The sequence below is a fragment of the Sphingobium sp. HDIP04 genome (assembly GCF_000445085.1).
In the GTDB taxonomy this organism is placed as follows: domain Bacteria; phylum Pseudomonadota; class Alphaproteobacteria; order Sphingomonadales; family Sphingomonadaceae; genus Sphingobium; species Sphingobium indicum.
The window spans coordinates 63,133-85,699 of the sequence record NZ_ATDO01000049.1 but is presented as its reverse complement, the minus strand read 5'-3'; the positions used below and the strand labels follow the sequence as shown (position 1 = coordinate 85,699).

Genomic DNA, 22,567 nt, shown 5'->3' with positions numbered 1-22,567 from the left:
GAGGCGGCTCATGTCATGGCGGATCGGCGGGCCGGGAGGGTCTGTGGGGTGTGGCCCGCCAATTCAGTGCTGGAGCGGATTCCGATCCGACCGCATCGGATCGGCCGCTCCAGGCTCTTGCCTTACCGCGTTTCCCAAGTCAGCACCCAAGTCAGCAGATGATTCATCTGCTTGGAAAACGCTCCAGGCAGCGTGGACAAGTTCAGGACTCGACGGACTGAGCGATTTGGGTGGTTTGCCGTCATTCCCCATTCCGGGGTGACGGAAAACTGATGACCGCGCCCGGCCAATTCCACGACATTTTCGAATTTGTCCATGCTGCCTAGGACGTCACAGAATGAAGTTTACCGTCGCCCGCAACGAAAGGGCGACGTGATCTTGCTGTTCTTCCGCCCCGAATTCGCCGCCGACGCGGAAACTTCCAGTGCCGCCGATCAGCCGGGCGCGCCCGGTCCAGCCGCTGGTGCGCTTGTCCGCGACCAGGGTGAAGTCCTCCCCACCGGCGAAGCGGGCGGTGGTGTCGCCCAGTGATCCGCCGATGATCTGGCGCCGTCCCCCTTCCAGCTCGAACCGCATCCAGCCGTCCTCGCGGTCGAGACTGCCGAAGTCGTAACCGACCGTGACGTTGCCGCTGGCGGTCAGTTCGTCGCTGGTGCGCCCGTCGACGATCAGGTCGAAGGCAGCGCCGCCGCCCGTCTCGCCATAGCCGTTTTCCTTCAGCCGGTAATAATCGATGCCGGCCGCCGGACGCAGGGTGAAGCGGTTGAAGCGCATCTCATAGGAGCCGCCCGCCGTCGCGGAGTAGAGCTTGCCCGACCAGTCGCCGTCGGCCGCGCGCACGACGTCGCCGGACTCGAAATGGCGGCTGCCGCGGAAATCGACATGGGCGGCCGACAGGCGCGCATAGGCCTGGAGTGGGCCGAAATCGCCCCGCCAGTGCGCCGCCAGTTCGAACTGGTCGGAATCCACGGCATTGTCGGTGCTGCCCGAAGAGTCGCTGCCATGGATATAGGCGAAGGATGCGCCCAGCGCGCCGATCCCCGTCAGATATTCCGCGCCGAAACTCGCCCCCCAGCCGGTGATGTCGTAGGACGCAGTGTCGCCCAGGCTCTTGGAACTGCCGAACGCCACCTGTTGCAGCCAGAAGCCGAGGCGCCCGTCGTCGGTGCGATAGATGCCGCCCGGATCGGCCAGGATGCGGGCGGTCGCGCGCGAACCGGCGGTCACCGCCTCGAACGTGCCGCCGGCATGGTCGGGCAGCATCTGTTGCAGATTGGCCTTCAGCGCGTCGCCGTCGGTGATGGCAAGATAGCGGCCCGCAACGGCGCTGTCCTTGTCCAGCGCGTTGAAGATCGCGTCATAGGCCCGCGCCTGCGATCCCGTCAGGCCGAGTTCGGACACGGTCTTGGCGGCGATCGACAGCGTCACTTCCCCCGTCGCGGCGTTGCTGGCGATGCCGCCTTTGAACATATAGGGGATCAGCGTGGTGCTGGAGAGGGCGGGCGTGCCGCTCAGCGATCCGGCGCGGACGATGACATAATCGCCCTCCGACCCTACGACGCTGGTCAGGGTCGCCTTGACCTGCGATCCGCTGGCGAAGGTTGCGGCGCCCGCGACATGGTAGAGCGTGTTGGTGCCGTTGGCCGTGTCGACCGTCACGCCGATGACGGAGGACGCGCCGACTGCCAGCGAGGCGAGCGCGACCGCGCCCTTGTTGCCGGCGTTGAGCGTGCCGCCATTCATCGCGACGGCGACATTGCCGGCATTGCCGATCGCGCCGTTGAGCGCGGCGGTGCCGGAAAGGGTCAGGGTCGACGCGCCGCCGCCGAAATCCACGTCGCCATTGATCTGCGCGCTTCCCGACAGGCCCAGGCTGGAGCCGTTCCCGCCCAGCGCGACATTGCCCGCCAAGGTGGAGGAGCCGGAGAGCGCCAGGCTGTTGCTGCCCCCGCCCAGGTCGACATTGCCCGCAATGCTGCCGGCCGAGACGGTCACGACGTCGTTGCCCGACCCCAGCCGCACGTCGCCCGTGATCCTGGGCGCGCTCGCCGTGGCGGAGGCAAGCGACTGCGTCAGGGTGACGCCGCTGCCGTTGGCGCTCAGATCGACGGCGACGTTCGACCCGCTCTTGCCCCCAGTCGCGGAGATGGTGCCGCTGTTGGACAGCGACGCCACCGTGCCGGAGGAATCGAGGATGGCGACGGCCGCGCCGTCCTTGCTGCTGAGCGCCGTGGCGGAGATGGCGCCGCTGTTGACGATGGCGCGGCTCGTCGCGCCCGCGTCGATCACCAGCGCGCGCGCCGACGTGCCGGCGACGCTGGATCCGGTCGCGCTCACCGCGCCGCCCACCTGGATGGTGTCTGCCGTGGCCCCGCTGCCCAGGCGAATGGCCGTCGCATTGTTGTCATAGGACGCCGCGCCGACCGACCCAGACACCAGCAGGCCCTTTGTCAGCGTGACGTCGCCGCCCAGCCCGCCAATGGCCAGGCCATTGGCGCTGACGCCGTTATAGACGCCCTGTCCAGTGATCGCCCCCTTGACGATCAGGCCATAGCCGGAACTGTCCGCGGCCACCGGACCGATGGTCGTGGCCGCCGTGGCCGAACCGATCCGCACGGCGGCGGCGGAGCCGTAGGCGATGATATTGGCGGATCCTTCGCTGGCGTCGGTCAGCCCGTCATTGTCGACGTCGGGCTTGCTGCTGTCGAGCGTCGGCGGAATGTCGAAGATGACGCCGCCCGTGACATTGCCGGCGATCGTCACCGCCGATCCGCCCTGAAGCAGATCGTCCGCGTCCAGCTTGGAAACGTCGCTCGGACGCGAAATATAGCGATAGCCGGTGCTGGTGATCGTTCCCTGGATCTTCACCGCTCCGGTCACGTCCCCCTGCAGGGCGAGGCCGGTGCTGTTGGCGCCCGTGACCGCCGTCGTCCCGCGGATGGTGACATTGCCGGCGACCGCATTGGCGAGCACGCCATGGCTATTGTCGCCCACCACGCTGGTGGAGCCGCTGGTCGACAGATTGCCGGTCAGCGGCGCGTCGATGCGGATGCCGGCGGACTGATTGCCTTCAATGGTGATGGTGCCGCTGCTGTCGATATTGCCCACATGCGCCGCGCCCGACTGGACCCAGATGCCGTTGCGGTTCGAACCCTTGGCGAAGGGACCGTCCAGGTCGCCGTCCTTGTCGTCATCGGCGGGCGTATAATCCTCGTCCAGGGTGATCGTGCCGCTATGGCTGATAGTGCCGCTGGTGCCTGCGACGGCGCGAATGCCGGTCGCGCCGTCCGCTCCCGAAATCTTCAGCGTGCCGGCATTGCCGACCTTGTTGTTGCTGTCCTGGGTGATGGCGGTGCCGCCGGTCAGGGTGATCGATCCTGCGGAACTGACCGTCACGTCATCGGCGGCGCCATTGGCGACGGTCGAGGTGCGGACGGCGGTGGTGGTGGAGGAACCGATGGTGGTTTCCGCCGCCGCATCGGCCACCGACAGGGCGGCCAGAACGGGAGCGATGGCCGTGCAGGCCAGTAGATTGCGCATGATGTCTCCTCTGCGTGCCGCGCCTCTTTCCGATGAGCGCGCATGCGGCGAAGACGGCGCGGGAACGCCTGTCCCGTCCGTTAAAAATAATGCGATGCAGGATCAGAAGGCGAAATCCAGCCCCAGCCGGACAGTGCGCGGACGCAGCGGCGTCACATAATCCCCGCTGAGGTCGAAGGGCGTGCCCAGCGAGAAGCGGTTGCCGCTGCTGTCGAGCAGGTTGGCAAGGGACAGCGACCATTGCACCGTCCCATGCGTCAGCGCGGCGGTGAACGCCGTGTCCACATAGTCGCCCTGTTCCCGGCCCAGCAGCGGCCCGACGCCCAGCCGCGACTTGCCGACATAGCGGGCCGAGCCGCTGAGTTGGAGCCGCATCTCCCCGCCCACCGGCGCGCGATAGTCGAAGCCGATGCGGCCGCCCCAATTGGCGACATTGGGCAGGCTCAGCGACTGCCCCTCATAGGACAGCAGGCGCAGGAATTGCGCCGGGCGGCTGAGGCGGCTGTCATTGTAGATGATGCTGCCGTCCAGCGTCAGGCGCGGCGCGGGGCGGATGGCGACGCGCCCCTCCACCGTGTAGATGCGCCCGTCCCCGATATTGGCGGTGGTGGGAATGCCGATCCGGTCGGTGACGTCGGCCTGGATGTCCCGCCACCTGGTATAGGCGAGATTGCCGGTGAGCGCGACCGGATCGACGCCCGGCACGCCCCTGCGGAAGCCCAGTTCCAGCGTGGACGCGCGGTCGTTGCGGAACCGCTGGATATGCTGGTCGTCGACCGCCAGCCCGCCGGGACGGAAGCCCTGCTGGAACCGGGCATAGACGGTCATTCCCGGCAGGGCGTCCGTCAGCAGGGAGAAGGAGGGGAGGAAGATCGTCTCGCTCCGGTTCGCCTGCGCCTCCGCCTTCGCGATGGCGGCCAGGGACAACAGGGCGATGGGGTCCAGCACCTCGCCCGTCAGGCGGCTGTTGGTCAGTCGGCCGCCCACCGTGGCGATCACGCCGCGCATGGGTTCGAACGAGGTCTCGCCAAAGAGCGTCGCTTCCCGGATGCGGTTGTGCACGCCGGTCGATGTGGCGGGCATGCCGCGCCCGTACATCGGCACGCCGGGGATGACCTGCGGCTGCATCAGGTCCGTGCCGTAGGAAGTCAGCGAGCGCTGAATATCGGACGTGCTTTCCAGATAGGATGCGCCCAATATCCAGCCCAGCCCATTGTCCAGGTCGCGGACGATGCGGTTTTCGGTCGAGAAGATGTCGACCTTGTTCCTTTGCCGGAACAGGGCGGCGGGCGCGTCCGCCCCGGCCATCTCATAGGGCGTCGCGTCGTAGCTTTCCGTCAATATGTTGCGCACGAAGCCGGTGGAGGAGACGAAGCGCAGATCGTCCCACTGCCGCTCCACCCTCAGATTGGCGAGCGCATAGTCGGACGAATAGGGCTGGGCGACGGCGGAGGCGCGCTTGAGGTCGCCGATCTCCTTGGCGGCATATTGCGCATCGTCGCCCTCGATCCGCTGGAAGACCCCGGTGAGGTCGATGGTCCAGTCCTCGTCCGGCGCGAAACGCAGCGCGGCGCGGCCGCCATGGGTGCGGATGCGGTTGACGTCATGCCTGTCGCGCAGCACATCGTCGATATAGCCGCCGTCCTGCACGCCATAGCCGACGACGCGCAGCGCGATCTTCTCCGTCACGACCGGCAGGTTGATCGTCGCGGCCAGGTCGCCGCCCGGATCGCCATGCTGCGTCGCGCTGAGCCCGGCGGAGATCTGCCCGCCGGCGCGCACCAGGTTGGGCGCATTGGGGATCATGCGCACGATGCCGCCCAGCGATCCCGCGCCGTAGAGCGTGCCTTGCGGCCCTTCCAGCACCTCCACGCCCTGCATGTCGTATAGCCGCAGGTCCGGGTCCGGCGCGGCATAGTTGAGCCGCATGTCGCCCAGATATTGTCCCGTCGTCGCCTGGGTCGGTCCGGCAACGCCGGAGTCCGCGATGGCGCGGATGAACAGCTTGTTGCGGCCCGCGCCCGCATGGGTGGAACTGAGGCTCGCCACGCGGAAGATCAGGCTGGCCGTGCCGCCCGCCGCTTCCCCGGCGGTGAAGGCGTCGCTGCCCACCGCATCGACCATCCCGGCATAGCGGGGCAGCGGGATGTCGCGCTTGGACGCGGTGACGATGATCTCGGCCGGTTCGGGCGCGGCTTGCGGAACGGGTTGGGCGATGCGGGCGCGGGGCTGTTCGCGCGCGACGGGCGCTCGCACGATCCGCCAGGTGGTCGCGTCGATCCGCCGGATGCTGGCGCCGCTGCCCTTGACCAGCCGCTTGAGCGCGGCTTCCACCGTCATGCGTCCCTCCACGGCGGGAGTGGCCATGCCCGCCAGCGACTGGTCCGACATGCCGATGCTGGCGCCGGTCTGGCGGCCGAGCGCTATCGCCGCCTCGCCCAGCCGTCCGGGGGCGATGCTGATCTGCTGTCTTTCCGCCGCTTGCCCAGGGGAAGCGGCCATCATGGCGAGGGCGGCGACGAACAGGACGTCAGCGTGGCGGGCCATCCCCCTCCCTCAACAGCCAGCCGTCGCCCTGCCTGACGGCGCTGAGGCCCATCAGCGGCGCCGCCTGGCCAAAGAACCGCGCCGGGTCGCGGTGCAGGCGGATCGTGCCGGTGAAGCGCATCGCCCCCGCGCCGGGCGTGGCGGTGAGCCGGACGCCCAATGAACGGGCGATGTCGGCGCTGATCTGCGTCACCGGGGCATTGGCGTAGGTAAGGCGGCCCTGACGCCAGCTCGCGACGGCGTCGGGCGCGATGTCCATGACGCGCAGGCCGTTCTCGTCGTCCATGAGGGCGCGGCCGGCGGGCAGGGCGATGGCTTCCGCCTTCGGATTGTAGATGACCTCGCCCTCCGACACGCCGATGCGCGTCGCATTGCCGGTGCGGACGATGTTGAAGACGGTGCCCGCATCCTCGAACAGCGCGTCGCCCACGGTCACGCGGAAGGGGTTTTTCGCGTCATGCCGGACGGTGAAGGCCGCCTCGCCGCTGTCGAGCGCCGCGAAACGCGGGTCATGCCGGTCGAAGCGCATGGTCGTGCCGCCGTTCATCTCGACGCGGGTGCCTTCGTCCAGCGCGATGGTGCGGGTTTCGCCCGGCCGCGTGGCGACGGTATAGATGTCCGGCCGGTTCATCAGGCCAACCGAAACCGCGCCGACCAGCGCGGCCGCGACCGCGCCCCCCGCCAGCCAGCGCATCGGCCTCCAGCCTCGCGGTCCGGCGTCGTTGGCGGGTGTGGCGATGGTGACAGGTTCGGCCGGAACGATGTCCGCCAGATCGTTGTCCGCCGCCATCAGCGCATCATAAGCGGGGGCATGCGCGGGATCGGCCTCCAGCCACGCGGTGAAGGCCTCCCAATCGGTAAATTCAGGATCGCGCGTGCGGATGACCCATCCGAGCGCCTCCTCGTTCATCATGGCTCCAGCCCTGTTCATGTCAGCCCCTCATCTGAGCCAGACGCCGCCGCGATCCTCATTCCGTATCCATTTTCCGCTTGAGGGCGATCATGGCGCGATAGGCCTTTTGCAGATCCTTCTCCACGGTGGTGAGGCTGACGCCCAGTTCCTCCGCGATCAGCCTTTGTCCGACCCCCTCCAGGCGGAAGCGGCGGAACACCAGTTCCACCCTTGGCCCCAGGGATTGCAGCACGGCGCGCGCCTCCTCCAGCCGCTCGTTCAGGATCAGCCGTTCGTCGACGGCGACGTCCTCCGACGGGTCGGCCATCACGCCGCCCGCGCCCTCCGCCCAATCCTGTTCGCGCCGTTCCCGCCGGGTGGCGGACCGATAGCGGTCGAGCATCAGGTTGTTCGCCATGCGGTAGAGATAGGGGAGGGGATCGGCGACCGGCCCCAGATCCTTCTCCTCCAGCTTCATCCACATGTCCTGCAACAGGTCTTCGGACTCGTCGCCCGCGCCGCGCGCGCGCAGGAACCGCAGCAGGGCGGGCCGGTTGTGCAGGAATATGGCGGAAAGGCCGTTAGCCATGAAGAACTTGCGTCCAGTGGGATCAGGCGGGCTGGCATAATGGCCTGACGGAAGGGTTGCAACGGGCAAGCAGCGGAAGGGGCATGGCATTTGCAGGGCGCGCCTGCCTGTTCTAGTGCCTTGCATTCGAAGTTCGCCCCATGACCGCCATCCCGGGCTTGGGATGACGGAAGGGCGAACGTCGATGAGCGCCGGCAGGAGGATCGATGGAGCTTACAGGGCGGGTGGACGCGGAGGCAGCGCAGGCGGCGGGCATGGACGCCGGGAAATTGCAGGCGTTGGCCGACATCCTTCACGACCGCTATGTCGCGCCCGGCAAGCTGCCCCATATGCACTTGCTGGTGTCGCGGGACGAGCAGCCGATCATGTCGGTCCACAGCGGCATTGCGCGGGCGACGGGAGAGCCGCTGGCCGAGGACGCGCTCTACCGCATCGCCTCCATGACCAAGCCGGTGACGTCGGTCGCCTTCATGATGCTGGTGGAGCAGGGGCTGGTGGCGCTGGACGATCCGGTGACGAACATATTGCCGGAATTCGCCGACCTTGCCGTCGGCGCCGATGGAAGCGGGCGGATGCGGCGGCCGATGCTGATGATCGACCTGCTGCGCCACACGTCCGGCCTTACCTACGGCTTGCAGCGACAGACCGCCATCGATGCGCGCTACCGCGATCTTGGCCTCGACGAGTTCCAGCAGAAGCGCGGTTCCGACGAGTTCATCGCCGCCCTCGCCGCGTTGCCGCTGGAATTTTCGCCGGGCGAGCGCTGGAATTATTCTGTGTCCACCGACGTGCTGGGCGTCGTGGTGGAGCGGCTGGCCGGCCTGGACCTGGAGCGCTGCTTCCGGGAGCGCATCTTCGATCCGCTGGGCATGCCGGACACCTTCTTCGAACTGCCGGACGACCGGATGGAGCGGATGACGGACGCCTGGCAATGGGCACCGGACGGCACGCTGTCGCTTTACGACAGGGGAGCCCGCAGCGGGTGGCGCAGGCCGCTCAGGCTGCGTTCGGGCGGCGGGGGCCTCATTTCCTCCGTCGCCGATTACCACCGCTTCGCCCGGATGCTGCTGCGCGGCGGCGAACTGGACGGCGCGCGGCTGCTGAAGCCGGAAACGGTCGCGGCGATGCACGCCAATCACCTGCCGGGCGGGGCCGACCTTTCCAGCCTGTCCTCCTCCATGTTCAGCGAGGCGGACTATGCGGGCGTCGGTTTCGGCCTCGGCTTCGCGACGGACCTGCGGACGCGGGAATATTATTGGGGGGGCGTCTTCTCGACCTTCTTCTTCATCGATCCGGCGGAGCGGCTGATCGGCATTTTCATGACCCAGCATTTTCCCTCCAGCATCCATCCGGTTCGTCGCGAGTTGAGGCAGGGTATTCGCAACGCCATCATCGAAAGCCGGGCCGATTAATTGCTGCGCTGCAAAATTTGCTGTTTGCGAGCGTCGGGAGGGCGTGCCATCATCGCGCCCGGACTCGAAGGCGAAAGGGGCGCATTTATGAACCTGAAAGGCCAAACCACCCTCCCCAAGCCCGCCCCGCGGCAGGTCGATCCACAGGTTCTCGCCCATGAGATCGTCGAGCGGCTGACCTATCGGATCGGCAAGAACGCCACGGCCGCCAAGCCGCACGACTGGCTGCACGCGGTGATCCTCGCCATTCGCGACCGGGTGATCGACGCCTGGATCGCCTCCACGGAGAAAACCTATGAGCAGCAGGGTCGGCGGGTCTATTATCTGAGCCTGGAGTTCCTGATCGGCCGGCTGATGCGCGACGCGGCGTCCAACATGGAAATGCTGGACGACATGCAGGCGGCATTGAGTTCGCTGGGCGTCGACATCGACATCATCGCCGCGCTGGAGCCGGACGCGGCTTTGGGCAATGGCGGCCTGGGCCGGCTGGCGGCCTGCTTCATGGAGAGCATGGCGACGGTCGACGTGCCCGCCTATGGATATGGCATACGCTATGTGAACGGCATGTTCCGGCAGGAGATTTCGGACGGCTGGCAGGTGGAACTGCCCGAAACCTGGCTGACCCACGGCAATCCCTGGGAATTCGAACGGCGCGAGGCGAGCTATGAGATCGGCTTCGGCGGGCGGGTCGACCCGTCGGAGAATGAGGACGCCAGCCAGCACCAGATGCGCTGGCGCCCGGCCGAGCGGGTCATCGCCACGCCCTATGACACGCCGATCGCGGGATGGCGGGGCAAGCGGGTCAATACGCTGCGCCTGTGGGAGGCGCAGCCGATCGACCCGATCCTGCTCGACCGCTTCAACGCCGGCGACCATCTGGGCGCGCTGACCGAAAGCAACAGGGCGGAGGCGCTGACGCGGGTGCTCTATCCCGCCGACAGTTCGCCCGCGGGGCAGGAATTGCGGCTGCGGCAGGAATATTTCTTCTCCTCCGCTTCGCTGCAGGACATCGTCAGGCGGCATATCCAATATTTCGGGGACATCCGCACCCTGCCGGACAAGGCGGCGATCCAGCTCAACGACACCCATCCGGCCGTCGCCGTCGCGGAGCTGATGCGCATCCTCCTCGACAATCACGGCGTCGATTTCGACGAAGCGTGGGACATCACCCGCCGGACGTTCAGCTACACCAATCACACGCTGCTGCCCGAAGCGCTGGAAAGCTGGCCGGTGCCCTTGTTCGAACGGCTGCTGCCCCGGCACATGCAGATCGTCTATGCGGTGAACAGCCGCCTGTTGGGCGAGGCGCGGCGGTCGGGCCAGTTCGACGACCGGGCGATCGGCGCCATCTCCCTGATCGACGAGGGGGGAGAGCGGCGGGTGCGCATGGGCAATCTGGCCTTCGCCGGATCGCACAGCGTCAACGGCGTGTCGGCGCTGCACACCGAACTCATGAAGGAAACGGTGTTCGCCGATTTCCACCGCCTCTACCCGGCGCGGATCAACAACAAGACAAACGGCGTCACCTTCCGCCGCTGGCTGATGCAGTGCAATCACGGGCTGTTCGAACTGGTCCGCGAGGCGATAGGCGACCGCTTCATGGACGATCCCGAAGCGCTGCGGGAACTGGATCGCTTCGCCGACGACAGCGCCTTTCAGGAGAAATTCCTGGCCGTCAAGCGCGCCAACAAGGTGGCGCTCGCCGATCTGCTGCGCCAGCGGGTCAACGCCCGGATCGATCCTTCCGCCCTGTTCGACATCCAGATCAAGCGCATCCACGAATATAAGCGGCAGTTGCTCAACATCATCGAGGCGGTGTCGCTCTACGACCAGATACGCTCGCATCCGGAGAAGGACTGGGTGCCGCGGGTCAAGCTGTTCGGCGGCAAGGCGGCGCCCAGCTATCATAACGCCAAGCTGATCATAAAGCTGGCGGGCGACGTGGCGCGGGCGGTCAATCACGACCCGGCGGTTCAGGGCCTGCTGAAGGTGCAGTTCGTGCCCAATTACAATGTGTCGCTGGCGGAAATGATGATCCCCGCCGCCGACCTGTCCGAACAGATTTCGACCGCCGGCATGGAGGCGTCGGGCACCGGCAACATGAAGTTCGCGGTCAACGGCGCGCTCACCATCGGCACGCTGGACGGCGCCAATGTCGAGATGCGCGACCATGTGGGGGAGGAGAATATCGTGATCTTCGGCCTCACCGCCGCGCAGGTGAACGAACGGCGCGCCCATGGCTACGACCCTCGCGAGGTGATCGGCCAGAGCCGCGAACTGGGCCAGGCGCTGGACGCGATCGCGAGCGGCGTCTTTTCCCCCGACGATCCGGGACGCTACAGGGATCTGGTGCAGGGCATCTACGACCATGACTGGTTCATGGTCGCGGCCGATTTCGACAGCTATTCCGCCGCGCAGCGCAGGGTGGACGGGATATGGCAGGACCAGGCGCTCTGGGCGAGCAAGGCGATCCACAATGTCGCGCGCATGGGCTGGTTCTCGTCGGATCGCACGATCAGGGAATATGCGACGGACATTTGGAAAGTGCCGGTTTGACGGGGGGCCGTATCTAGCGTGGGCCTGACCCCGGAACAGATCGCCCGCCTGCTGGAGGGGCGGGAGGACGATCCGTTCGCGACGCTTGGCGTCCATCCGGCGGAAAAGGGTTTCACCGCCTGCGTCTTCCTGCCCGATGCGGTGAGCGTCGAGGCATGCAGGCTGGACGGCAGGGCGGTCGGCGCGCTGGATCGGGTCCATCCGGCGGGGCTGTTCTTCGGCAAGGTCGCCCTGCGCAAGCGCCAGCCGCTGCGCTATCGGGCGACCTATGCCGATGGCGGCGAATATGCGCTGGTCGATCCCTACAGCTTCGGCCCGGTGCTGGGGCCGATGGACGATTATTATTTTGCCGAAGGGTCTCATGCCCGGCTGTTCGACAAGATGGGCGCGCACCTCATCACCCATGAAGGGGTGGCGGGCACGCATTTCGCGGTATGGGCGCCCAACGCGACGCGGGTGTCGGTGGTGGGCGACTTCAACCGCTGGGATGGTCGCCGGGCGCCGATGCGGCGGCGGCAGGATGCGGGAATATGGGAAATCTTCCTGCCCGAAGTGGGGGTGGGCAGCGCCTATAAATATGAGATCGTCGGGCCTGACGGGAAAGTCCTGCCGCTAAAGGCCGACCCCTTCGCCTTTCGTTCCGAATTGCGGCCCGCGACAGCCTCCATCGTGGCGGCGGTCCCGGCCCATGACTGGGGCGACGAGCGCCACCGCGCCTATTGGGAAAGGGCCGATCCGCGCCGCGAAGCCATTTCCGTCTATGAGGTGCATGCCGGCTCCTGGCAGCGCGGCGAGGATGGGAATTTCCTCAGCTGGGACGCGCTGGCCCCCCGACTGATCCCCTATGTGGTCGGCATGGGCTTCACCCATATCGAATTCCTGCCGATCAGCGAATATCCCTATGATCCAAGCTGGGGCTATCAGACCACAGGGCTTTACGCGCCGACCGCCCGCTTCGGCGATCCGGAGGGCTTTGCCCGCTTCGTCGACGGCGCGCACCGGGCGGGGGTAGGCGTCATCCTCGACTGGGTGCCTGCCCATTTCCCGACCGACGCCCATGGGCTGGCCCATTTCGACGGCACCGCCCTTTATGAGCATGCCGATCCGCGCAAGGGCTTCCATCCCGACTGGAACACGGCGATCTACAATTTCGGCCGGCGGGAGGTGGCGCAATATCTGGTCAACAACGCCCTCTTCTGGGCGGAGCGCTACCATGTCGACGGGCTTCGCGTCGACGCCGTCGCCTCGATGCTCTACCTCGATTACAGCCGCAAGGAAGGGGAGTGGATTCCCAACAGCCAGGGCGGGCGGGAGAATGTGGAGGCGGTCGATTTCCTGCGGCAGATGAACAAGGCGCTCTACGGCACCCATGCCGGCGTCATGACCATTGCCGAGGAGTCGACGAGCTGGCCGAAGGTGTCCCACCCCGTCCATGAAGGGGGCCTGGGCTTCGGTTTCAAGTGGAATATGGGCTTCATGCACGACACGCTGCGCTATCTGGCGCGCGATCCGGTGCACCGCGCCCATCATCATGACGACATCACCTTCGGCCTGCTCTACGCCTTTACGGAGAATTTCGTGCTGGCGCTCAGCCATGACGAGGTGGTGCACGGCAAGGCGTCCCTGCTGCACAAGATGCCCGGCGACGACTGGCAGAAATTCGCGACCCTGCGCGCCTATTACGCCATGATGTGGGGCTATCCGGGCAAGAAGCTGCTGTTCATGGGCCAGGAATTCGCCCAGCGGGCCGAATGGAGCGAGGCGCGGGCGCTCGACTGGCACCTGCTCGATCACGCGCCGCACCGGGGCGTGCAGTTGCTGGTGAGCGACCTCAACCGCCTCTACCGCTCCCATCCCGCCTTGCATGCCCGCGATTGCGAGCCGGAGGGCTTCGAATGGGTGCTGGTCGACGCGGCGGCGGACTCGGTCTTCGCCTGGGTCCGGCGCGCGCCCGGCCTGTCGCCCATCGTCGTCATCAGCCACTTCACGCCGGCCTTGCGCCACGGCTACCGCATGCGCCTGCCCTCCGGCGGCCGCTGGCGAGAGATCGTCAACAGCGACGCCGCCGACTATGGCGGCAGCGGCGCGGGCAATATGGGGATCGTCACCGCCGATGAGGAAGGATGGGCCAATGTCACCATTCCGCCGCTCGCGACGTTGATGCTGGAACTGGACTATTGAAACCGACGGGCGGAAACCAAGCGCTCGCGAGCATGAAGGAGAAGAGGGCGATGCAGCCAAGACACCAGCCGATCGCCCGCGACGCCATGGCCTATGTACTGGCCGGGGGCAGGGGCAGTCGCCTGGCCGAATTGACCGACCGCCGCGCCAAGCCGGCGGTGCATTTCGGGGGCAAGGCGCGGATCATCGATTTCGCGCTGTCGAACGCGCTCAACAGCGGCATCAGGCGCATCGGCGTCGCGACGCAATATAAGGCGCATTCGCTGATCCGGCATCTCCAGCGCGGCTGGAACTTCTTTCGCACGGAACGCAACGAGAGCTTCGACATCCTGCCTGCCAGCCAGCGCGTGTCGGAAAGCCAGTGGTATGAGGGCACGGCCGACGCCGTGTTCCAGAATATCGACATCATCGAAAGCTATGCGCCGGAATATATGGTCATCCTGGCGGGGGACCATGTGTACAAGATGGACTATGAACTGATGCTCCAGCAGCATGTCGACAGCGGCGCGGACGTCACCATCGGCTGCATGGAGGTGCCGGTGAAGGAAGCCAGCGGCTTCGGCGTCATGCATGTGGACGAGCAGGACGTGGTCACCGCCTTCGTCGAAAAGCCGAAGAAGCCGCCGCACATTCCCGGCAGCCCCGGCATGGCGCTGGCGTCCATGGGCATCTACGTCTTCCGCACGGCCCTTTTGATCGAGGAACTGCGCCGCGACGCTGACGATCCGGACAGCAAGCGCGATTTCGGCGGCGACATCATCCCGCACATCGTCAAGCATGGCAAGGCCGTCGCCCACCGCTTTTCCAGCAGTTGCGTCCGCGCCGAAAGCGAACCCGTGCCCTATTGGCGCGACGTCGGCACCATCGACGCCTATTGGCAGGCGAATATCGACCTGACCGACGTGGTGCCGTCGCTCGACCTCTACGACCGGAGCTGGCCGCTCTGGACCTATTCCGAAGTCACCCCGCCCGCCAAGTTCGTGCATAATGAGGAGGGGCGGCGCGGTTCGGCCACATCATCCCTGATCGCGGGCGGGTGCATCGTGTCGGGATCGTCGCTCCACCGCAGCCTGCTGTTCACCGGGGTGCGCACGCACAGCTTCTCCTCCGTGACGGAGAGCGTCATCATGCCCGACTGCGTGATCGGGCGCGGGGCGCGGCTGCATAAATGCGTGCTGGATTCGGGCGTGATCGTCCCGCCCGGCCTGATCGTGGGGGAACATCCGGAACATGACGCGCAGCGTTTCCGACGGACCGAAGGCGGCGTGACGCTGATCACCCAATATATGATCGAACGGCTGGCGGACTGAATCTTGGGCGGGGGAATGGCGATGCGGGTTCTTTCGGTCGCGTCGGAAATCTATCCGCTGGTGAAGACCGGGGGACTGGCCGACGTGGCGGGCGCCTTGCCCGGCGCGCTGGCGGGGCAAGGCATAGGGGTCAGGACGCTGGTGCCGGGCTATCCGGCGGTTCTTTCGCGCCTGGGCAAGGCGAAGCCGCTGCGCCGCTATGACGCGCTGTTCGGGGCGCCGGCGGCGGTGCTGGGGGCGAGGCTGGGCGAGCTTGACCTGCTGGTGCTGGACGCGCCGGATTTCTTCGCGCGGGAAGGCGGCCCCTATGGCGATGCGGGCGGCGGCGAATGGCCCGACAATTGGAAACGCTTTGCCGCCCTGTCCCGCGTGGGGGCGGACATGGCGGCCGAAGGGGTGAAGGGCTGGCGGCCCGACCTGGTCCATGCGCATGACTGGCAGGCGGCGATGACCGCCGCCTATATGCGCTTCGGCCCGGCCCATGCCGTGCCCAGGGTGGTGACGATCCACAACCTGGCCTTTCAGGGGCGTTTCGGCGCGGACATCTTCCCCCAACTGGGCCTGCCGCCCGAAGCCTGGGGCGTCGACGGGGTCGAATATTATGGCGGCACCGGCTATCTGAAGGCAGGGCTTGTCTCCGCCGACGCCATCACCACCGTCAGCCCCACCTATGCCGACGAAATCCGTTCTCCGATGCACGGCATGGGGCTGGACGGCCTGATCAACGGCCGGGCCGACAGGCTGCACGGCATATTGAACGGCGTCGACACCGCGATATGGGATCCCGCCGCCGATCTCCTGATCCCCAGGCCCTTCAGCGCGCGCGCGCTGGGCGGGCGCCGCGCCAGCCGCCGCGCCCTCGAAACCCAGTTCGGCCTTGACCGCGACGATACGCCGATCTTCATCATCGTCAGCCGCCTCACCTGGCAGAAGGGCATGGACATGGTGATGGACGCCATTGACCATCTGGTGGGCCTGGGCGGCAAGCTGGCGCTGCTGGGATCTGGCGACCATCCGCTGGAGGGCGCGTTCCTGGCGGCGGCGGACCGGCATCGCGGCCGGGTTGGGGCGCGGATCGGCTATGACGAGCCGCTGTCGCATCTGATGCAGGCGGGCGCCGACGCCATATTGATCCCCTCCCGCTTCGAACCCTGCGGCCTGACCCAGCTTTACGGCCTCCGCTATGGATGCGTGCCGGTTGTGGCGCGTGTCGGCGGGCTGGCGGACACGGTGATCGACGCCAATGAAGCTGCCGTCGGCGCGGGCGCGGCGACCGGCATCGTCTTCCCCCCGTCCGATCCGCTGGCGCTGCACGGCGCGATCGCGCGCGCCATCCGCCTTCATGCGCATCGGCCGACATGGCAGGCGATGCAGCGCGCCGGCATGCGCGCCGACTTTTCCTGGACCCATAGCGCGGCGCGCTATGCGGAACTGTTCCGCACCCTGATCCAGACCGGCGCATGAGTCCGCTGGGTCCGGACATGCACGAACGCGGAACCCGTTTCCGCGTCCACGCGCCCGATGCCGACCGGCTCTGGCTGTGCCTGTTCGACGGCCAGGATCGCGAGACGCGCCTGCCGATGACGCGGGACGTTGATGGAATCTGGTCCGTCGATGCGCCGGGCGTGGGGGAGGGCGATCGCTATGGCCTGCGCGCCGACGGGCCCCATCATCCGGACGCCGGGCTGTGGTTCGACCCGGACAAGCTGCTGCTCGATCCCTATGCCGCCGCCATCGACCGGCCGTTCGCCTATGATCCGATGCTGGCCGCGCCACGCGGCGAGGGCGGGGACACGGCAGCCTTGATGCCCAAGGGGGTGGTGACGCCGCCCTTTCCCATGATGGCCCTGGAACCGCCGGTCTTCCGCCCCGGCGGGCTGGTCTACGAGGTGCAGGTCCGCGGCTTCACCATGTTGCATCCCGACATTCCGGAGGCGCGGCGCGGCACCATAGCCGCGCTCGGCCATCCCGCCGTGATCGAACATCTGCGCCGCCTGCATGTCTCCGCCGTCGAACTGATGCCGATCAACGCCTGGATCGACGAACGGCATCTGGGGCCGCTGGGGCTGCGCAACGCCTGGGGCTATAATCCGGTCAGCTATTTCGCGCTCGATCCCCGCCTCGCGCCCGGCGGCATGGCGGAACTGCGCGGCGCGGTGGACGCGCTGCATGCGGCCGGCATCGGCGTGATCCTGGACATGGTCTATAATCATGACGGGGAAAGCGACCGGGAGGGGCCGACCCTGTCGCTTCGCGGCCTGGATGCGCGCAGCTATTTCCGGCATGAAGCCGACGGCCGCCTGATCAACGACACGGGCACGGGCAACAGCATCGACTGCAACCATCCCGTCGCGCAGCGGCTGATACTGGATTCGCTGCGCCATTTCGTCGGCGCGGCGGGCGTGGACGGCTTCCGCTTCGACCTCGCTCCCGCTCTGGGACGCCTGCCGACGGGTTTCGACAGCGAAGCGCCCTTGCTGAGGGCGATGCGCGACGATCCGCTGCTGTCCGACCGCGTCCTGATCGCGGAACCGTGGGACATCGGCCCCGGCGGCTATCAGCTCGGCCGGTTCGGGGAACGGTGGCTGGAATGGAACGACCGCTATCGCGACGACATGCGCCGTTTCTGGCGCGGGGATCGCGGCATGATCGGCGCGCTGGCGACCCGGCTCGCGGGATCGTCCGACATTTTCCATGGCGCTGCGGCGACGCGGACCGTCAATTTCCTGGCGGCGCATGACGGCTTCACGCTGGCGGACCTGACCGCCTATAAACATCGCCGCAACGAAGCCAATGGTGAGCATAACCGTGACGGTCATGGCGAGAATTTCAGTTGGAACAACGGCGTCGAAGGCGCCAGCGCCGATCCGGCCATTCAGGCGGCGCGGCGGCGCGACGTCAAGGCGCTGCTCGGCACGTTATTCTGCTCCCGCGGCACGATCATGCTGACCGCCGGCGATGAGTTCGGGCGGACGCAGATGGGCAACAACAATGCCTATGCGCAGGATAATGCGATCGGCTGGCTCGACTGGCAGGGGCGCGACCGCGAGATTGAGGCGCATGCCTTCGCGCTCGCCGGCCTGCGGGCGTCCGCGCCGGATTTCAGCGACACGGGCTGGCTGTCGGAAGACGACATGGAGTGGCTGGACGAGCAGGGTCGGCCCATGACCGTCGCGCAATGGGAGGATGCGGATCGCCGCTGCCTGGCCATGCGGTTCCGGCGATCTGGCTTCACCATCCTCATCAATGGCGACGACCAGCCGCGGGATTTCGGCGCCGTGCGCGTCCCCGCCCGAACGGTCCTGCCCATTCCCGCTGAACGGGAAAGCGGCGGGCGGGTTCGCGCCGGCGACCGGCCGTAGAGCTAGATTATCGAGCGCCGCCGCGCTCAGCATGCAACGAGGAGCCGCGAGGCGAACCCTCCAAAATGCAGATAGATACATGCGTCGAAACGCTCCGGGAACCAGATGCATGGTTAAGTCGTTCATCTTGCAGAAAGAAATGGAGAGGGCAGATGGACGACGCTTTGAAGCCTGACGCCATGTTCGGCATCTTGTTCGGCCTGCTGGTTTCGATAGAAATATGGTGCTTTGCCGCGCTGGTGATCAAGGCGGTCTAGGGTGTATCGACATTCCGCCCTGACGCCCTGCAAATGGTTGAAGCGAGTCACGTGCCTCGCTTCAATTTCCATGCTTCCGGTGCTCACCTACTTTGAGTAGGCTGCGCGCCGGGTCACGGAAAATCACCATTTTCGGCTCGCCATCTTCTGAATGTCGATACACCCTAATGAAGCGGGATTGAAGGCAACCCCGTGCCGACGGGGTGGTGAGCCCTGCTGGATTCGAACCAGCGACCTACTGATTAAAAGTCAATCTTTTCACTAACTTAGATCGCTCCATATCGCAGCATCTCGTCCGCTAGTCAATGATTTTTCGACTCTTTGGGTAAGCAATTTGTCCGAGGCCGTTTCAGGCTCTTGCACCCAATCTTAAGCGCCCGATACCCGCTTGGGACCCCAACGGAAGATCGTTGATTTTTTGGGTATCGGATGGTGGGAGAAGGTCGGGCTTTTATTGAGCACGATGCCGGTCGCCAGTGTCATATCGATCGCTGCCTGCTCCGTCAGGAAAAATCCCATGTCCCATTGCCCCGCGTCTCATGCAGCGCAATGATCGATAGGAAGATGTTTTATAAATCATTTAATGCGTATATTGTGATCGATAGAAAGGTTGTCGATCGATCATGCGCTGGAACTGGCAACAACCGGATTGGCCGAATTTCCGCTTCGATGCCGCACGCCTCCAATCGGCGGAAGCGCAATTCCTCAAAGGGGCCGGGGTCGTCATCGGCACCTTGCATCATCTGGACGGCGAAGCCCAGCGCGGCTTTGCAATCGAGCTTATCTCGCAGGAGATGGTCGAGAGTTCAGCGATCGAGGGAGAGGTGCTCGATCGTGCCAGCGTGCAATCCTCGATCGCCAAGCAGCTTGGATTTGCCGTATCCCAACGCCGCGCGAATGCCGCCGAAGCCGGGGCGGCGGAACTTATGGCTGACCTCTATCAGAGCTACGCCCAGCCGCTGACCAATCGCCAATTGTTCGATTGGCACAAGATGCTGATGAACGGCCGCAGGGACATCAACGAGGTCGGCTCGTACCGGACGCATACTGACGCGATGCAGATCGTCTCCGGTGCGCTCCATGCGCCGCGCGTCCACTATGAGGCGCCGCCTTCGGATCGCGTGCCCGCCGAGATGCAGGCGTTCATCCAATGGTTCAACGATAGCGCACCGGCAGGAGCCAAGCCCCTTTCAGCGATCACGCGCGCCGGGATTGCACATCTATGGTTTGAATCGATCCATCCGTTTGAAGATGGAAACGGGCGCATTGGGCGGGCGATCGCCGAGAAGGCACTTGCACAGGCTCTTGAAGCGCCGACGCTGACCGCACTTGCCGAGACCATCAACCGGCATCGCAAAGCCTATTATGCGGAACTCCAGCGCGCGAGCGCGACCAACGAGATTGATGGTTGGCTCGGTTGGTTTGCCGACATCGTGCTTGAAGCCCAAACGAGGACGATCGCACGTATCCGCTTCCTCATAGAAAAGACCCGCATGTTCGATCGCCTTCGAAACCGGATCAACGCGCGGCAGGAGAAGGCGTTGTTGCGCATGTTTGCCGAAGGTCCCGATGGCTTCAAAGGCGGGCTCAGTGCGCACAACTACCGGACGATCACCGATGCGGCCCCCGCGACGGCCACCCGCGATCTTTCCGAACTGGTCGACTTGGAAGCCCTCATACGCACGGGCGAACGGCGTTATGCGCGCTACCATCTCAACGTGGATATCGGCTGATAGCTGACCATCATTCGATCGCATGAGACCCAAAATCGAGAAACAGTGTCGCGACGCTTGGTCTGAGCATCGGTACGAAAAATCGATCTAAACCACCCCCCGGTTGTCAGGGCATATTCTTAGATTGCGCCGCGTTGCTCTTTCCTGATCCATGTCCTCCGTAGATCAGGAATTCCTTTGAGATTGGCTGATTTCCGTGATTATTGAGGTGTCATTCGAAAGGATGACACATGAAGAAAGCCCTGACTGCAAAGACGCTCGATGCCCTCAAGGGCAAAGAAAAACGATATGACGTCCATGATCTTCACTGTCCCGGCCTGAGCGTTCGGGTTTCGGAGAACGGGCGAAAGGTCTTCTCCGTCAAGTTCCGATTTGGCCTTGAACAGAAGCGGGTCACGCTTGGCGTCTATCCGCGCCTGTCATTGGCAACGGCCCGCGAGAAGGCAATCGATTTACTCCGGCAGGCCGATGAAGGGATCGACCCAACCAAGCGGCGGCGCAGACCCGACACGAAGGTCGAGACCGTCTGCCGCGAGTTCATCCGCTTATATGCGCAGACCCGCAACAAGAGTTGGCGCGAAGCTGAGCGCATACTGGAACAGGAATTCATAAGCGCGCATGGCCAGCGCGATATCCGCGAGATCAAGCGGTACGACATATTGGAATTGATGGACGCAGCCATCGAGCGGGGAGCAGGCTATCAGGCCAACCGCATCCTCTCGCATATCCGCAAGCTGTTCAACTGGTGTATCGAACGCGGAATTCTCGAAGTCAGCCCGATCGCCGGCGTGAAACCTCCCACCAAAGAGGTGTCCCGCGAGCGCGTATTGAACGACGATGAGTTGGTTCGCATTCTGCGAGCGTGCCGCAACGAGGTCTATCCGTTTCGACAGATCGTTCCCATGCTGCTGGCGACCGCGCAACGCCGGGGCGAACTGACCGAGATGCGCTGGAGCGAAATCGATATCGAGGCGAAGCTTTGGGTGATCCCTGCCGAGCGCGCCAAGAACGGCAAGAAGCATTATGTGCCGCTCAGCACCTTCGCGCTCGAAATCCTTAATGAGGTTCCGCGCTTCCTCGATTGCGATTACGTCTTCACGACCACGCGCCAAACGCCTGTCAGCGGCTATTCGAAGTGGCTTCGCCGCCTCTCCGCCGAATCCGAAACCTCGGACTGGCGCTACCATGACCTGCGCCGAACCGCTGCGACCAACCTTGCCAAGTTGGGAGTTACGCAAGCTGTGACCGAGAAGATTCTAAATCATGTCAGCGGCATCGTGTCAGGCGTTGCGGCGGTGTATAACCGGCATAACTATGCCGATGAAAAGCGCGAGGCATTGGAGATGTGGGGGCAGCGGCTCGCGGAATTGAGCCCAAACATATAGCGCTTTTCGCGCAACTGAGGAGCAGTAAGGAACATCATGTATCTGCCATGGCCGGAGATGTTTGGTGACGCGGCAATGCGCAAGCTGTCGGGGCATCTCGGGTTAGACGATAAGGTCGAGGCGGCGCGTCGAGATTTCCTAGCGGTCGGTGAACGCATTCGCGCGATTATCGATTCCACGCCTTCCAGCTTCGACCATGGCCCTGATGACATGTCTCTCTCCAAGCGGGCGCGGTGGTTGCAACAGCAGATACTCAACCCGGTCGAGATATTGCGCAACGCACTGGCTGACGATCCGAAATTCGCGCAGTATCCGGAAAATCATGCATCGGCTTTGGCGGCGGATGAGCGGTATTCCTTAGCTGAGAGCCTCGCGCGGCTGGAACGGTTCGCGGCCGATTTGCGCGACGATCTTACCGCCCGTTCCGAGTCCCGGCATTTCAGCCACAATATTGAGATGCGCCGCGAATTCCTCTTCTGGATCGCGCAGGTGGTTCGCCGCCACGCGCCCAATCTCGACGTTCAGCGATCTTATACCGGTGTCGATGATGGGAACGGCAAAGGCAATGTCTCACCCTTCTTCGCGGCAGTGAAACTCGCCTATGTCGAGATTACCCGTGAGGCCAAACCGCAGCTTGAGGACCATTTCAAGGAATTGGTCAGAATGGGCGTGTGACGCTTCGGCCCGGATCGGGCTGAGATCGTCAAGACCTTCGATGGCAGGTCGGCGCAGGATGCGGCACAAACATGCACGACGTCAGAGTTCGAGGGTGCGCACCCTTTATCATTGAAGATGAAGGGATA

14 protein-coding genes and 1 tRNA gene are annotated in these 22,567 nt (G+C 65.1%); 9 read left to right on the top strand and 6 right to left on the bottom strand.

Features of this window, described 5'->3' with window-relative positions; all coding sequences use genetic code 11:
• Positions 1-330: 330 nt before the first annotated feature.
• The 4 genes from L286_RS28515 to L286_RS28500 form a co-directional block, all read right to left on the bottom strand.
• Positions 331-3,540: an autotransporter outer membrane beta-barrel domain-containing protein gene (locus L286_RS28515; RefSeq protein WP_020819982.1), complete on the bottom strand. Its 3,210-nt coding sequence runs from the start codon at positions 3,538-3,540 to the stop codon at positions 331-333.
• A 102-nt stretch (positions 3,541-3,642) separates the two neighbouring features.
• Positions 3,643-6,087, bottom strand: a complete 2,445-nt coding sequence (locus L286_RS28510) for a TonB-dependent receptor domain-containing protein (protein ID WP_020819981.1) — start codon at positions 6,085-6,087, stop codon at positions 3,643-3,645.
• Entirely contained in the window at positions 6,071-7,000 is a 930-nt protein-coding gene (locus L286_RS28505; RefSeq protein ID WP_020819980.1) for a FecR family protein, read from the bottom strand. Before L286_RS28505 ends, L286_RS28510 begins: the two co-directional genes overlap by 17 nt.
• A 55-nt stretch (positions 7,001-7,055) precedes the next feature.
• Entirely contained in the window at positions 7,056-7,568 is a 513-nt protein-coding gene (locus tag L286_RS28500; RefSeq protein WP_020819979.1) for an RNA polymerase sigma factor, read from the bottom strand.
• A 206-nt stretch (positions 7,569-7,774) separates the two neighbouring features.
• Here L286_RS28500 and L286_RS28495 point away from each other — a divergent pair, with 206 nt between their 5' ends.
• From L286_RS28495 to glgX, 6 genes are all read left to right on the top strand, one after another.
• On the top strand, positions 7,775-8,980 hold the full coding sequence (locus L286_RS28495; protein ID WP_020819978.1) for a serine hydrolase domain-containing protein: 1,206 nt from the start codon (positions 7,775-7,777) through the stop codon (positions 8,978-8,980).
• Positions 8,981-9,067: 87 nt separating this feature from the next.
• Positions 9,068-11,536 carry a glycogen/starch/alpha-glucan phosphorylase gene (locus L286_RS28490; protein WP_020819977.1) on the top strand — a complete coding sequence of 823 codons (2,469 nt, stop codon included), beginning with the start codon at positions 9,068-9,070 and terminating at the stop codon, positions 11,534-11,536.
• A gap of 18 nt (positions 11,537-11,554) precedes the next feature.
• Complete coding sequence (gene glgB / locus L286_RS28485) at positions 11,555-13,717, top strand: 1,4-alpha-glucan branching protein GlgB (protein ID WP_020819976.1); 2,163 nt, start codon at positions 11,555-11,557, stop codon at positions 13,715-13,717.
• Between the two features lie 50 nt (positions 13,718-13,767).
• Positions 13,768-15,027 carry a glucose-1-phosphate adenylyltransferase gene (gene glgC / locus L286_RS28480; RefSeq protein WP_007688750.1) on the top strand — a complete coding sequence of 420 codons (1,260 nt, stop codon included), beginning with the start codon at positions 13,768-13,770 and terminating at the stop codon, positions 15,025-15,027.
• Positions 15,028-15,042: 15 nt separating this feature from the next.
• Positions 15,043-16,491, top strand: coding sequence for a glycogen synthase GlgA (gene glgA, locus L286_RS28475; RefSeq protein WP_020819975.1), 1,449 nt, complete (start codon positions 15,043-15,045; stop codon positions 16,489-16,491).
• Complete coding sequence (gene glgX / locus L286_RS28470) at positions 16,488-18,389, top strand: glycogen debranching protein GlgX (RefSeq protein WP_021223091.1); 1,902 nt, start codon at positions 16,488-16,490, stop codon at positions 18,387-18,389. The genes glgA and glgX overlap by 4 nt, the downstream gene beginning before the upstream one ends.
• A 461-nt stretch (positions 18,390-18,850) precedes the next feature.
• Here glgX and L286_RS28465 read toward each other — a convergent pair.
• Positions 18,851-18,923 (bottom strand) — tRNA-Lys (locus L286_RS28465).
• Positions 18,924-19,015: 92 nt separating this feature from the next.
• A complete protein-coding gene (locus tag L286_RS48880; RefSeq protein ID WP_020819973.1) occupies positions 19,016-19,165 on the bottom strand; it encodes a hypothetical protein in 150 nt (49 codons plus the stop codon).
• Positions 19,166-19,269: 104 nt separating this feature from the next.
• Here L286_RS48880 and L286_RS28460 point away from each other — a divergent pair, with 104 nt between their 5' ends.
• From L286_RS28460 to L286_RS28450, 3 genes are all read left to right on the top strand, one after another.
• On the top strand, positions 19,270-20,379 hold the full coding sequence (locus tag L286_RS28460) for a Fic family protein (protein WP_020819972.1): 1,110 nt from the start codon (positions 19,270-19,272) through the stop codon (positions 20,377-20,379).
• Positions 20,380-20,609: 230 nt separating this feature from the next.
• Positions 20,610-21,764, top strand: a complete 1,155-nt coding sequence (locus tag L286_RS28455) for a tyrosine-type recombinase/integrase (protein WP_020819971.1) — start codon at positions 20,610-20,612, stop codon at positions 21,762-21,764.
• A gap of 36 nt (positions 21,765-21,800) precedes the next feature.
• Complete coding sequence (locus L286_RS28450; RefSeq protein WP_020819970.1) at positions 21,801-22,439, top strand: hypothetical protein; 639 nt, start codon at positions 21,801-21,803, stop codon at positions 22,437-22,439.
• The last annotated feature ends 128 nt before the right edge of the window (positions 22,440-22,567 follow it).